The organism is Streptomyces sp. NPDC056224 (assembly GCF_042267665.1).
Classification (GTDB): Bacteria; Actinomycetota; Actinomycetes; order Streptomycetales; family Streptomycetaceae; genus Streptomyces.
In genome coordinates, this window is sequence record NZ_JBHJTK010000005.1 from 38,404 (window position 1) to 51,577 (window position 13,174).

Sequence of the window (13,174 nt, forward strand, 5' to 3'; positions counted from 1 at the left end):
CCCTTCAACTGCTCACATGCAGACATGCACTAGGACAGACGAGCCGCGACCGAACATCGCCGCTGCTACCCTCTGCACTAGTACAGGACAAGGAGGCGGGAGAACGTGACGCACACCACATCCACACCGGCAGATCCGCCCTACCTGCGCATCGTCGCCGCGATCCGGCGGCGCATCACGGACGGTGAACTCACCCCCGGGGACCGGATCCCCTCGACCCGGCAGATCGCCGCGGAATGGGGCGTCGCACTCGCCACCGCCACCAAGGCCCTGACCACCCTGCGCCTGGAGGGGCTGGTCGAGGCCCGGCCCCGCGTCGGCACGGTCGTCGCCGCATCCTCATCCGCCGCGCCCGCCGCGCCCGCCGCGCCGACCGCGCCGGCTCGCAGGCGCCCGTCTCCCGCCGCCGACCCCGAGCAGGAGCTGAGCCTCGACCGGATCGTCCGCACCGCCATCGAGATCGCCGACACCGAAGGGATCGCGGCGCTCTCCATGCGCGGCGTCGCGGCCCGGCTCGGCGTCGCACCGATGTCGATCTACCGGTACGTGCCGAGCAAGGAAGACCTCGTCCTGCACATGGCCGACGCCGCGTTCGGCGAGGAGTCCTATCCCCCGGGCGCCCCCGAGGAGTGGCGTCCGCGCATCGAGCTGGGCGCCCGGACCATGTGGAAGCTGTACCGGAAGCACCCGTGGCTGGCGCAACTCGGCTCCCTCACGCGCCCGTTGCTCGCACCGGGTCTGATGGTGCACGGCGAGTGGATGCTGGGCGCCCTCGACGGGCACGGCCTCGACCCCACCACGCTGTTCGACATCCACGTCCTGCTGTACAGCCACGTCCAGAGCCTGGCGGTGCACCTGGAGATGGAGGCGCAGGCCGAAGCCGCCACGGGCCAGTCGGAGGACCAGTGGATGGACAGCCGCGCCCCCGCCCTGCGGAACCTGGTCGATTCCGGCCGCTTCCCGGTCTTCTCCAAGGTCGTCGGCTCCTTCGAGCACGGCTACGACCTGCGGCTGGACGCGCTCTTCGAATGCGGCCTGGGGGCCCTCCTGGACGGCCTGACGCCCGTCATCGAAGGCCCTCGTTCCGGCGGGACCGCCCCCACCTCGACGTAGAGCCCCCGCCTACGCACCGCAGAGGGCGTCGCGGACCCGCCGGAGGCTCGGGTTGACCATGGCGGGGCGATCCCCGACGACCACGGTGGGGACGGTTTCGTTGCCGTCCGCCACACTGCGCACGAAGGCCGCCGCGTCCGGGTCCCGCCAGATGTTGACCTTCCGGTACGGGATCCGGGCCAGCCGCAGCCGTGTGCGCAGCTTGATGCAGTACAAGCACCCGGGCCGCCAGTAGACGGTGGTCCCGGGAGTCACTGCGCCCCCGCGAAGGCCGCCCACGCGGTGTCGTTGACCCGGATGACGGGCCCGTCGCCCTGCTTGCTGTCCCGGACCGCGACGGTTCCGGCCACATTGGTGGCCACCTCGACGCACTCGCTGTTGGCCTGGTCATTGCTGTAGCTGGACTTCACGAACTGGAACTGGTTCACGGGCTCACATACCTTTGCTGATCGCGGCAATCAGGCTCACGGAGTCGTGCGGCGCAAGACTCAGCCGTGACACCCGGGCAAACGCCCGGCTGTATGCCTCGTTGGCCTCCGCGCCTTCCGCCCACAGAGTAGAGCCGAGGGTCTCGGCATAGCCGACGTCCAGCGCCCCGGGATCCGCGAACGAGACGATGTTGAAGGAACCGTCGACGCCATGGTGCCTGCCGGCCCGGAACGGCAACACCTGGACGTGGACATGGGACAGTTTCGCCATCCCCACCAAGTGATCGAGCTGCGCGCGCATCACCTCGGCGGTACCGACCTGCTGGCGCAACGCGGCTTCCCAGATCACCGCGTGGAACTCCAGCGGTCCGTCGCCCCACAACCGCGCCTGCCGCTTGGTCCGTGACGTCACCAGCGCTTCGATCTCGTCGGGGTGCGACCAGTTGGACGTGACACCCAACGCCCGGATGTATTCCGGAGTCTGAAGCAGGCCGGGCACGAGAGCGGGCTGCCACGTGCGGACACGCGTAGCGACCTGCTCCATCGCAATGTACTCGCCCAGGCCACCCACGATGGGCATGTGCTGCCACCAGCCCTTGGCCTTGCGGCGCTCCCGGTCCAGCCGGGCCAGGTCGAGCAGTCCCGTCACGAACTGCCCGTCCGTCACGCCGTAGAACTCGCACAGCACGCGGATATCCGGGTCCCGCATGGGCACCCATCCGCTCTCCATCTTCACGATCTTCGTCGAGGTGGCGCTGATTTCCTTCGCCGCCTGCAGCTGGGTTCTGCCCGCCGCTGTGCGCAACTTGTAAAGCTCGCCACCCAGTCGACGCCCCAGCACCGTCGACGTCCGGCTTCCCCGGCCTTCACGTGTTCCAGCGTTCACCGGCCCAGTGTCTCGCCCTCACGGTGCGGCGTCGACACCCCCGTAACTCGTACGGGGAATATCTTCCCCGTACTGCTTGCTCCCAGAGCTGACGCACCCCTACCGTCGGTGACGAACCGCTCACCGCACAGCAACAGTTGGCGGAAGTGCACCGGCCTGTCCACGAGGCACCGGCATGCCACCGCCCGCACAGGAGGTGCACCGGACATGGACGAGCCGACCCGGTACGACGTACGGGACTACCCGCCCCGCCAGGACTCCGTACCAGCGGCCCGGCGGTGGGCCGCCTGGCTGGCCGTCGCGTGGGGCCAGCCCGGGCTGGCTTCGGATGTGGCCTTGCTGACCAGCGAGTTGACCACGAACGCGTTGCTGCACGGCTCGGTGTGGGACCGGTACCTGCGGGTCGAGGTGGAGCTCACCGGAGCAGTGCTCCGCGTCGCGGTCACCGATCCCAAAAAGGAGCGGCGGCCCGAACTGCGAGCGGCGCGGGACGACGAGCAGTACGGGCGCGGGCTGCAGATCGTGAGCCTGCTCTCCGAGCGGTGGGGGGCCTCGGACCGGGTCGTCGGCAAGACCGTATGGGCCGAACTGGAGATCGACGGCTCCGGCTAGGGTTTCCGCATGGGGAACTGGACCGCTCCGAGCGCGATCGAACGAGAACTGGCAGAGGCCAAGGACCGCGGCGACTGGGTCGCCTTCTTCGACGCCCTCGCGCTCACCGAACTCTTCATCCCCCAGTCCCGCGCCTACCAGGACGCGCATCCCGACCTGATCCGCCGGGAACGCACCTACTTCCCCCAGGTCGGCGCCGACGCCTACGTCACCTTCACGGCCGGCATGCTTCCCGTCCCGACCCCCGACCTGGTCTTCGAACGCGAGAGCCTCAGCTGGTTCGTCGACGCCTTCCCGGCCACCGGCGGGCCCGCCTACCTGGCCGTCAACCCCGGCACCCCCTTCGAGGTCTTCCTCCCTGCCACCCCGGCCCACCGCGCCACCTGGGCCTTCCACCGCGACCGCAGGCCCCGCTACGCCGGCCTGGAGCAGCAGAAGGTCCACGCCCTCCACCTCGGCGGCCCGCTGCACGGACCCGTCGCCTTCGGGCTGGCCTGCGGCGCGCACCTGTCCGTGAACAACGGGATGTTCTGGAACGCCATCGGCTACCACGGCGACGGCTACAGCGCCGAGCGCCGCAAGCTCAAGGAGTGGTGGGGCGTCACCACCCGCGAGGAGTGGCTGACCAGCACCGAGCAGCTCCTGAGCGCCGACATGGTCAGCTCCGTATGGGAGTTCGCCCTCCGCGTGCGCCGCGCCCTCGCCAAGGAGTTCGCGGGACCCGTGGACATCGAGCACTGGCGCGGCGCCACCGCGTCCATCCTCCGGGCGAACGCCGAACGGGCCGCCGAGCCCCGCATCACCCCCGACGGCGTCACCATGGCCGAGCCGCGCCCGGCCGCCGAGGTCGAGGGCGAGATCGCGGGCATCCAGCGGGTGATCGGCCGCATCGCCCGCTACGAGCAGCGGTTCCGGGCCGACGGACTGCTCGCCGAAGGGAAGTACGTCCGGTCCGTCGAGGCCTGGGACTACGGCCGGGCCTCGCAGATGGCCCGCTGGGGCCTCGGCGCCCGCTTCGGCAGCCTCGCCGAGACCGAGGACGCCGTCGTGCGGGCCGGAAGGGTCTGCAAGCTCGCGTACCGCTCGTGGGAGGACCTGTCCGTCGGGTTCATCCTCGGGCGCTGCCTGCACTTCGACGAGGAGGAGTTCGGGCACTGGTACGAGGAGATGGTCGCCACCCACCGGGCGCTGACGACCGATCCCGGCAGCCCGTGGCTCAACATCCCCTGGACCTGACGAAGACGGCCGCGCCCGGCGCATTGCCGGGGCCTGCCGGGCCACCGGCAACTAGCCTTCCGCACATGACTGCTGAGCTGAACGACACCGTGCGCACCCTGCTCGACGCCCCGCACCCCGCGGTCCTCTCCACCCTCAACCCCGATGGCAGCCCGCAGAGTTCCGTCGTCTGGGTGTCCCGCGAGGGCGCCGACCTGGCTGATCTCCACCGAGCGGGTCCGCCGCAAGGAGCGCAACATCGTCCGGGACGGACGGGTCGGCCTCACCGTCTTCGACCTGGCCAATCCCTTCCTGTACGCCGAGATCCGCGGCACGGCCACGGTCACCGAGGACGCCGGCCGGGCCGTCGCCGTCCGGATCGCCGAGGAGTACCTCGGCCCGGGCGCCGGCAAGGAGTACCAGGACGCCCCGGCCGAGAACGTCCGCGTCGTCGTCCGCATCACCCCGGCCAAGGTCCTCGGCAACGCCGCCAAGGCCGGAGGCTGAGGGCCGGGCCCGTACGACGGGCTTCCCGTCAGGGCAGGCGGGGCCGGGCCGCCGACCACGCGTCGACCGCCTCGGCGAGGGGGCCCGCGTCCGGGAGGTGGGGGCGTACGAGGGCCATCGGCGCGATCAGGTTCTTGATGCGGCGCAGGTGCAGGATGCGGGGGCGAGGGAGATCGCGCCAGCCGCGGGCCTCCGCCACCGCCGCCTGCGGGGTCAGGTCGATCAGGTCCAGCAGCTCCCGGCACAGGGCCGCCGGATCTCCGCCGCGCTCCGGGCCGAACTCCCCTATCAGGTATCCGCGTACGGCTCCCAGCTCGGCTCCCCGGGCCAGGTCGCTCCCGCCCTCCGCCTGCGCACAGCGGTAGGTCGCGGCCAGCGCCACCCGGCCCCATCGCAGCCGGATCCCGTCGGGCACCCGGTCGTTCTGCATCCACCCCACGGCCAGGATGCGCAGGGTCCGCGGATGGGGCTCGTCGCCCAGCGGCGGGCCGGTGGCCAGCCAGTCCTCCAGCTCCTCCAGCGAGTGGCCGTCGGGCGGCACCGAGGTCAGCACCTGCCCGCGGCTGAGCAGCCCGACGACCGCGCCCGTGAGGCGGACCCTCGCCGTGTGACCGGCGTCGAAGAAGCCGACGGGCCGCCCGTACCGCTCGATGCGGCGCAGCCACAGCCGCAGCTCCCCCACCGCGTAGACCTGCCCGGTGCGCGCCACCCCGCCGACGCAGCGGACCACGCACACACCGCCGGTGACGTCGGCCTCCTCGACGGAGTACACCTGCAACTCGGCTATCGACACGCCGGGAGGCTACCCGGTCCGACCCTTCAGCGGGTCGGTCCTTCCATGACGAGGCGGATCTCCGTCACCTCGTAGCCGGCGCGGTCGAAGGCGGCTGCCATCGGGACGTTGACGGTGTCGGTGGTCGCGGTGATCCGGTCGGCGCCCGCAGTCGCGTGGAAGCGGGTGATCTCGGCCAGGATCTCGTCGATCAGGCCCCGGCCGCGCTGTTCCGGTACGACGCCCAGGTACCCCACATTGCGGTGGTAGGGCGTCGCTGACGGGATGGCCATACCGGCCGGCGTGCCGTCCGGGAGCTCGGCGAGGCGCCACCACGAGCGCTCGCCGGGGCAGTCGAGGTAGAAGGCGAAGTCCTCACGGGCCAGCTGCCCGGCGTCCATCACGCGCAGCTCGTTCCGGGTGGCCACGTCGAGGCTGCCGCTGGACAGCCGGACGAAGGCGTCCAGGAACTCCTCGTCCGTGCCCTCGCGGAAGACCAGCCGCCCGGTGGGCGCGGCCGTCCCGGCGGTCGGCGTCCACTCGTAGCGCAGGCGCTCGATCACGCTGGTCAGACCGGTCTCGTACGCCGCCTTCCGGCGCCAGGCGACGGCCTCGGCCAGCGCCGGGTCGGTCCGCCATCCCCGGGGGAGCGAGAGGTTGTAGAGCGGGAGCGCGCCGAAGGCGGCGTGCCCCGCGGCCAGCAGCCCGGCGGCGACGGCGGCCGGGTCGGTGACGGAGGCCCGCACCTGGAGGCAGTCGAGGGCGACGGGCCGCTCGCTGTCGGCGCGGCCCCACCACAGGGCGCGGGCCAGGACCTCACCGTCCTCGTCCTCGGCGAACCAGATCCACTCGGGGCGGAACCGTCCGGCGGCGAGCTCCTCGCGGATCCTCTCGGCGGTCAGGGCGGCGACGGGGCCGTCGGCCGGGTAGGCGGCGGCGCGGTCCAGGTCTGCGGGGTCTGCGGTGGCAGCGCGGAAGAACATCCGGTGATGATCACATCAAGCGTTCTCGCCGGGCAGGGGTTTTCGGCCCAGGGGTTTCGGCCGCCCCACGGCCGATGGCCGGCCTCCGCGGGGGAGACCGGCCATCGGGTGGGACGTCGTGCGTGCCGCTACGACCAGGTGATCAGGCGGCGGGGGTGTTCCAGGACCGCCGCGATGTCGGCCAGGAAGCGGGAGCCGAGTTCGCCGTCGATGAGACGGTGGTCGAACGACAGGGCCAGGGTGGTGACGTGCCGCGGCTTCACCTTGCCCTTGTGGACCCACGGCTGGAGCTTGATCGCGCCGACAGCGAGGATCGCGGACTCGCCGGGGTTCAGGATCGGCGTACCGGTGTCGACGCCGAAGACGCCCACGTTGGTGATGGTGATGGTGCCGTTCTGCATGTCCGCCGGGGAGGTCTTGCCGTCGCGGGCCGTGGCGACCAGCTCGGACAGGGCCGTCGACAGCTCGCCGAGCGTCTTGGCGTCGGCGTCCTTGATGTTCGGGACGATCAGCCCGCGGGGCGTGGCCGCCGCGATGCCCAGGTTGACGTAGTGCTTGAGCACGATCTCCTGGGCCGCCTCGTCCCAGGACGCGTTGACGTCCGGGTTGCGGCGGATGGCCACCAGGACGGCCTTGGCGATCAGGAGCAGCGGGTTGACGCGCAGCCCCGCGAGGTCCGGATCGGCCTTGAGCTCCTGGACCAGCTTCATCGTGCGGGTCACGTCGAAGGTGATGAACTCGGTGACGTGCGGCGCGGTGAAGGCGGAGCTGACCATGGCCTGGGCGCTGACCTTGCGGACGCCCTTGACCGGGATACGGGTCTCACGGGCCTCCCGCACCGACGCCCCGGCCGCGGCGGGGGCCTGAGCCGGAGCCGGTACGGAAGCGGCCGCGGGCGCGGGCGCTGCCTGCGGGGTGATCGCCGCGGCGGCCGCCGCGTGCACGTCCTCCCGGGTCACGACCCCGCCGTCGCCGGTGGGCACCACGGAGGCCAGGTCGATGCCGAGGTCCTTGGCCAGCTTGCGCACCGGCGGCTTGGCCAGGGGCCGCTCGCCGGCCGGCTGGGCCGGGACCGCGGGGAGCACCGGGGCGGCCGGAGCCGCTGCGGCGACCGGAGCCGCCGTGCCGTTCTGCGCGGCCACGGCCGGCGCCGGAGCCTTGCGCGGGCGGCGCTTCGTGGACGCGGTGGAGACGCCGTAGCCCACCAGGACGGGCTGGCGCGCCTCGGGAGCGGCCGGCTCCTCGGCGGCGGCGACCGGGGCCGCCTCCTGTGCCGGGGCCTCGGCGGCGCCGCCCTCCGTCCGGACCGAAATGATCACCTGGCCGACGTCGACCGTGGTGCCCTCCTCGAAGAGGAGGGCGTGCACGACGCCGTCGAACGGGATCGGCAGCTCCACGGCGGCCTTGGCCGTCTCGACCTCGCAGACGACCTGGCCGTCGGTGACCGTGTCACCCGGCTGGACGTACCACTTGAGGATCTCGGCCTCGGTGAGGCCCTCGCCCACGTCGGGCATCTTGAATTCGCGGATGGTCATGAACGTGGCTCCTCAGTACGCCAGCGAGCGGTCGACGGCGTCGAGCACCCTGTCCAGGCCCGGCAGGTACTCGTCCTCCAGGCGGGCCGGCGGGTACGGGGCGTGGAAACCGCCCACGCGCAGCACCGGCGCCTCCAGGTGGTAGAAGCACCGCTCGGTGATGCGGGCGGCGATCTCCGAGCCCATGCCCAGGAAGACGGGCGCCTCGTGGACGACCACGAGCCGGCGGGTCTTCTCCACCGACGCCTGCAGTCCGTCGAAGTCGACCGGGGACATCGAGCGCAGGTCGACGACCTCCACCGACTTGCCCTCTTCGGCGGCCGCGGCCGCCGCCTCCAGGCAGACCTTCACCATCGGGCCGTAGCCGGCCAGCGTGATGTCCGAGCCCTCGCGGGCCACCCGCGCCTTGTGCAGCTCACCGGGGATGGCGTCGACGTCGACCTCACCCTTGTCCCAGTAGCGGCGCTTCGGCTCGAAGAAGATCACCGGGTCGTCGCTGAGGATCGCCTGCTGGAGCATCCAGTACGCGTCGCTCGGGTTCGACGGGGAGACCACCTTGAGGCCCGGGACGTGCGCGAAGAGCGCCTCGGGGGACTCGCTGTGGTGCTCGACCGCGCCGATGCCGCCCGCGTACGGGATGCGGATGACGACCGGCATCTTGATCTTGCCCAGGGCGCGCGCGTGCATCTTCGCGAGCTGCGTGACGATCTGGTCGTACGCGGGGAAGACGAAGCCGTCGAACTGGATCTCCACGACCGGCCGGTACCCGCGCAGGGCCAGGCCGATCGCGGTGCCGACGATGCCCGACTCGGCGAGCGGGGTGTCGATGACCCGCTCCTCGCCGAAGTCCTTCTGCAGCCCGTCGGTGATCCGGAAGACACCGCCCAGCTTGCCGACGTCCTCGCCCATGATCAGGACCTTCGGGTCCTGCTCCAGAGCCTTGCGCAGCGACTCGTTGAGCGCCTTCGCGATCGACATCTTCTCGACAGCCATCAGTGACCCTCCTCGGCCGACTCGAAGGACGCGAGGTAGGCGGCGAACTGCGCGCGCTCCTCGTCGACGAGCGCGTGCCCGTCCGCGTAGACGTTCTCGAAGATCGCCATGGTGTCCGGGTCGGGCATGGCGCGCACGGCCTCGCGCACGCGCTTGCCCATCGCCTCGCTCTCCGCCTCCAGGTCGGCGAAGAAGGCCTCGTCGGCACCGCCGGTGGCCAGCAGGTGGGCCTTCAGGCGCAGGATCGGGTCCTTCGCCTCCCAGGCCGCCGTCTCCTCGTCCCGCCGGTACTTCGTCGGGTCGTCGGAGGTGGTGTGCGCGCCCATCCGGTACGTGAACGCCTCGACCAGCGTCGGGCCCTCGCCGCGGCGCGCCCGGTCCAGGGCCCAGCGGGTCACGGCCAGGCAGGCCAGCACGTCGTTGCCGTCGACGCGGACGCCCGGGAAGCCGAAGCCCTGCGCGCGCTGGTAGAGCGGCACGCGCATCTGGCGCTCGGTCGGCTCGGAGATCGCCCACTGGTTGTTCTGGCAGAAGAACACCACGGGGGAGTTGTAGACGGCGGCGAAGTTGAAGGCCTCCATCACGTCGCCCTGGCTGGACGCGCCGTCGCCGAAGTAGGCGATGACGGCCGCGTCGGCGCCGTCCTTGGCCACACCCATCGCGTAACCGGTCGCGTGGAGCGTCTGCGAGCCGATCACGATCGTGTAGAGGTGGAAGTTGTTGGTGTTGGGGTCCCAGCCACCGTGGTTCACACCGCGGAACATCCCGAGCAGGTTCGTCGGGTCGACCCCGCGGCACCAGGCCACGCCGTGCTCGCGGTAGGTCGGGAAGACGTAGTCCTCGTCGTTCAGCGCCCGGCCGGAGCCGATCTGCGCCGCCTCCTGGCCGAGGAGCGAGGCCCACAGGCCCAGCTCTCCCTGGCGCTGCAGGGCGGTCGCCTCGCCGTCGAAGCGGCGGGTCATGACCATGTCGCGGTACAGCCCGCGCAGGTCCTCGGTGGTGATGTCCGCTACGAAGGGGGCGAATTCCGCGTTGTCCGCGGTTTCTACCCGGTCCCCTTCGGGCGTCAGCAGCTGTACGAGCTGAGGTACGGCGTCCTGCGTCTGCGCGGTGGCAGCGGCGGCGGGCTTGGCGGCGCTCGCCGCGCCTGCCGCCCGCTTGGTGCCGCTGCTGCGTCGCGGCTTGCGCGCGGCAGTGCTCTCCACGGTCACGTGTGCTCCTCCGTCGGTCCGGCACCCGGGTTCTCCGGGGTCCAGTGCGGCTCACCTGGATCCGTACCAGCGCACGGGGTGGGTGCGCGTCGTGTAGGGATTCAGGCGTGACAGGTGCCCCGGCGAGTGCCCTGCGCAATGCACGTTACCCAGTGCGCCGCATAACTGCGAAACCCCGTTTGACCTGCGTTTTTGCTTGGATTTCCAAGTAAATCCGCGGAAGCGGGAACAACCACTGGTCACAGCCTTGCAGGGGCCGGGAACAACGGCACGTTATCCCGGGTAACTCCGGCAGGGAAGGGGTGAGTGTGTGAAACTGACTTCGTGCGCGAAGACGGAAAAATCAAGGTATTCCTCCTGGACGACCACGAAGTGGTACGTCGGGGCGTCCACGAGCTCTTGTCGGTCGAAGAGGACATCGAGATCGTGGGCGAGGCCGGTACCGCCGCCGACGCCATGGTGCGCATCCCCGCCACCCGTCCCGACGTGGCCGTCCTCGACGTGCGCCTGCCCGACGGCAGCGGCGTCGAGGTGTGCCGCGAGGTCCGCTCCCAGAACGACGACGTCAAGTGCCTGATGCTGACCTCGTTCGCCGACGACGAGGCACTGTTCGACGCGATCATGGCTGGCGCCTCGGGCTACGTGCTCAAGGCGATCCGGGGGAACGAGCTGCTCAGCGCCGTACGTGACGTCGCGGCCGGAAAGTCGCTGCTGGACCCGGTGGCCACCGCGCGGGTGCTGGAGCGGCTGCGCGACGGCAGGAACGGCAAGGGCGACGACCGGCTGTCCCACCTCACCGACCAGGAGCGGAAGATCCTCGACCTGATCGGCGAGGGACTGACCAACCGCGTCATCGGCGAGCGGCTGCACCTGGCCGAGAAGACGATCAAGAACTACGTCTCCAGCCTGCTCGCCAAGCTGGGCATGGAGCGGCGCTCGCAGGCCGCCGCGTACGTGGCCCGGCTCCAGGCGGAGAAAGCCCGCTAAGGGCTCCGCCAGGCGTTTTTCCCCTTTTCCGGCGCCGAGCCGGTGCCTTTCGGACCGGATTCACCGCGACCGCGCAGATCGTCCGACCGGCCACCCGGCCACGCGGGCCACGCGGCCACTGACGAACCGGAACTATTCGACCCCGGTCCGCATTTCACGGACGGAGCGGACTTCACCCTCAGCCGCACGCGGATCGAACTTCAGTTCGCCACCGGCCAGTCGGGTGCCGGGAATCCGAACGGGATTCCCGGCAACGCACTCGGCCGGGGTCATTCCTCGGAGTTGACGCCGCCCGTCTCCACCGGCTTCGACGGCGAGTTCGTGACCGACTTCGACACGGTCGGCGTCGGGGAGGACGAGGCCGACTTCGTCGCCGAGGCCGAGGCCGAGGGCGAGGCCGACGCCGTGGGCGTGGGCGACGCGCTGAAGCTCTGGGTCCTGGTGCGGCTCGACGTGGGCGGGGTGCTCCACGCGGGACTGTCGTCGGGGCTCGCCTGGGACGGCGCGGTCGGCGGGGTGCCGGAGGCGCTCGGCTGACCGGCGGGCGTGGTCTGGACGGTGCCCGGCGGGTTCTTCTCGTCGCCCTTTCCGGCGCCCACGGTCTTGACCGCGTAGGCCACACCGCCGGCGACCGCGATGATCGCGAGCACCGCGAACAGCCACATCTTCCAGCGGCCCGCGCCGCGGTCCTCGTATCCGTCGTAGCCGCCGCCGTGGCCGTGGCCGAGCTGGCCGTTGCCGCCCCCGCCGGGGAAGGCCGAGCCGTCGTCAGGGTTCAGCGCCGGCACCATCGGCTGCTGGAACTGCGAGGTCGAGGCGTGCGAGGAGTACGCCTGCTGCCCGCCGGTCCCGCTCACGGGCATGGCGGTGGTGGCCGCCGCCCCGCCCCGCCCGTGCGGCAGGGTCATGGCGACCGGACCGGTGTTCCAGGTACCGGTGTTGGGCCCCTGGTCGTGCAGCATCTGGAGCGCGTACTGGACCAGCCCGCGCATCTCCTCGGCGCTCTGGAACCGGTCGTCCGGGTCCTTGGCCAGCGATCGCATGACCAGGCCGTCGAGTTCCTGCGGAATGTGCCGGCCCTCCGGCAGCTGCGAGGGCGGCACGGGTGCGTCCTGGACGTGCTGGTAGACCACCGAGAGCGGGGTCTCGCCGGTGAACGGGGGCCGCAGCGCGAGCAGTTCGTACAGCAGGCAGCCGGTCGCGTACAGGTCGGAGCGGTGGTCCACGGCCTTGCCGAGGGCCTGCTCGGGCGACAGGTACTGCGGGGTGCCCATGACCATGCCGGTCTGGGTCATCGTCGACTGGGCGCCGTGCAGGGCGCGGGCGATGCCGAAGTCCATCACCTTGACCGCGCCGGTCTCGGTGATGATGACGTTCGCCGGCTTGATGTCACGGTGCACGATGCCGTGCTGGTGCGAGTACGCGAGGGCTTCGAGGACGCCCGAGGTGATGATGAGCGCCTGCTCGGGGCCCGGGGCCTCGGCGCTGATCAGCAGGTCGCGGATGGTGCGGCCCTCGACCAGCTCCATCACGATGTACGGGACGGTGTTCGGGCCGACCCGGTCCTCGCCCGAGTCGTACACGGCGACGACGGCGTGGTGGTTGAGCCCGGCGACGGACTGCGCCTCGCGCGTGAACCGCGCCTTGGACACCGGGTCCTCGGCCAGGTCGGCGCGCAGCAGCTTCACGGCGACGGTCCGGCCGAGACGTACGTCCTCGGCGGCGAACACCTCGGCCATGCCGCCGCGGCCCAGCCTGTGGGTCAGCCGGTAACGGCCGTCCCCCACCAGGCCGCCGGCGCCCCAGTGCTCAGGATCATCGGCCATCCCGGCGCCGTTTCCCTCGGGTTCGGGTGCCATCAGTCCTCGCCGTCGTCTCTCTCGGCCGCCGCTCAGCGGTGTCCTCTTCTTTGATGCTCCGATGAACGCTACA

14 protein-coding genes are annotated in these 13,174 nt (G+C 71.2%); 5 read left to right on the top strand and 9 right to left on the bottom strand.

The window, feature by feature from the left end; translation table 11 throughout:
• Positions 1-105 precede the first annotated feature (105 nt).
• Positions 106-1,113, top strand: coding sequence for a GntR family transcriptional regulator (locus ACFCZ1_RS09085; protein WP_376677746.1), 1,008 nt, complete (start codon positions 106-108; stop codon positions 1,111-1,113).
• Between the two features lie 9 nt (positions 1,114-1,122).
• On the opposite strand, the gene ACFCZ1_RS09090 is transcribed toward ACFCZ1_RS09085, so the two are convergent.
• Genes ACFCZ1_RS09090 through ACFCZ1_RS09100 form a run of 3 tightly spaced genes read right to left on the bottom strand, consistent with a single transcriptional unit; the run spans position 1,123 to position 2,427 of the window.
• Positions 1,123-1,368, bottom strand: a complete 246-nt coding sequence (locus ACFCZ1_RS09090) for a glutaredoxin domain-containing protein (protein ID WP_376677747.1) — start codon at positions 1,366-1,368, stop codon at positions 1,123-1,125.
• Positions 1,365-1,541 carry a DUF397 domain-containing protein gene (locus ACFCZ1_RS09095; protein WP_376677748.1) on the bottom strand — a complete coding sequence of 59 codons (177 nt, stop codon included), beginning with the start codon at positions 1,539-1,541 and terminating at the stop codon, positions 1,365-1,367. Before ACFCZ1_RS09095 ends, ACFCZ1_RS09090 begins: the two co-directional genes overlap by 4 nt.
• Before the next feature lie 4 nt (positions 1,542-1,545).
• Positions 1,546-2,427, bottom strand: a complete 882-nt coding sequence (locus ACFCZ1_RS09100; protein WP_376677749.1) for a helix-turn-helix domain-containing protein — start codon at positions 2,425-2,427, stop codon at positions 1,546-1,548.
• 207 nt (positions 2,428-2,634) lie between these two features.
• On the opposite strand from ACFCZ1_RS09100, the gene ACFCZ1_RS09105 reads away from it, so the two are divergent.
• The 3 genes from ACFCZ1_RS09105 to ACFCZ1_RS09115 all read left to right on the top strand — a co-directional run bounded on the left by ACFCZ1_RS09105 (position 2,635) and on the right by ACFCZ1_RS09115 (position 4,761).
• Complete coding sequence (locus ACFCZ1_RS09105) at positions 2,635-3,039, top strand: ATP-binding protein (protein WP_376677750.1); 405 nt, start codon at positions 2,635-2,637, stop codon at positions 3,037-3,039.
• Positions 3,040-3,048: 9 nt separating this feature from the next.
• Positions 3,049-4,275, top strand: a complete 1,227-nt coding sequence (locus ACFCZ1_RS09110) for a DUF1266 domain-containing protein (protein WP_376677751.1) — start codon at positions 3,049-3,051, stop codon at positions 4,273-4,275.
• Positions 4,276-4,419: 144 nt separating this feature from the next.
• The gene (locus ACFCZ1_RS09115) at positions 4,420-4,761 is read left to right on the top strand and encodes a pyridoxamine 5'-phosphate oxidase family protein (RefSeq protein ID WP_376677752.1); all 342 of its coding nucleotides are present in this window, start codon (positions 4,420-4,422) and stop codon (positions 4,759-4,761) included.
• Positions 4,762-4,789: 28 nt separating this feature from the next.
• On the opposite strand, the gene ACFCZ1_RS09120 is transcribed toward ACFCZ1_RS09115, so the two are convergent.
• The 5 genes from ACFCZ1_RS09120 to pdhA all read right to left on the bottom strand — a co-directional run bounded on the left by ACFCZ1_RS09120 (position 4,790) and on the right by pdhA (position 10,255).
• Positions 4,790-5,554 (bottom strand): hypothetical protein, encoded by a 765-nt coding sequence (locus ACFCZ1_RS09120; RefSeq protein WP_376677753.1) that lies wholly within the window; start codon positions 5,552-5,554, stop codon positions 4,790-4,792.
• Positions 5,555-5,580: 26 nt separating this feature from the next.
• A complete protein-coding gene (locus tag ACFCZ1_RS09125; protein WP_376677754.1) occupies positions 5,581-6,516 on the bottom strand; it encodes a GNAT family N-acetyltransferase in 936 nt (311 codons plus the stop codon).
• Between the two features lie 128 nt (positions 6,517-6,644).
• Positions 6,645-8,051 (bottom strand): dihydrolipoamide acetyltransferase family protein, encoded by a 1,407-nt coding sequence (locus ACFCZ1_RS09130; protein ID WP_376677755.1) that lies wholly within the window; start codon positions 8,049-8,051, stop codon positions 6,645-6,647.
• A 12-nt stretch (positions 8,052-8,063) separates the two neighbouring features.
• Positions 8,064-9,044: an alpha-ketoacid dehydrogenase subunit beta gene (locus tag ACFCZ1_RS09135; protein ID WP_376677756.1), complete on the bottom strand. Its 981-nt coding sequence runs from the start codon at positions 9,042-9,044 to the stop codon at positions 8,064-8,066.
• On the bottom strand, positions 9,044-10,255 hold the full coding sequence (pdhA, locus tag ACFCZ1_RS09140) for a pyruvate dehydrogenase (acetyl-transferring) E1 component subunit alpha (RefSeq protein WP_376677757.1): 1,212 nt from the start codon (positions 10,253-10,255) through the stop codon (positions 9,044-9,046). The genes ACFCZ1_RS09135 and pdhA overlap by 1 nt, the downstream gene beginning before the upstream one ends.
• 324 nt (positions 10,256-10,579) lie before the next feature.
• On the opposite strand from pdhA, the gene ACFCZ1_RS09145 reads away from it, so the two are divergent.
• Positions 10,580-11,242, top strand: a complete 663-nt coding sequence (locus ACFCZ1_RS09145; RefSeq protein ID WP_376677758.1) for a response regulator — start codon at positions 10,580-10,582, stop codon at positions 11,240-11,242.
• Between the two features lie 269 nt (positions 11,243-11,511).
• Here the strand turns inward: ACFCZ1_RS09145 and ACFCZ1_RS09150 are convergent, their stop codons facing one another.
• A complete protein-coding gene (locus ACFCZ1_RS09150; protein ID WP_376677759.1) occupies positions 11,512-13,101 on the bottom strand; it encodes a protein kinase in 1,590 nt (529 codons plus the stop codon).
• Positions 13,102-13,174: the final 73 nt, after the last annotated feature.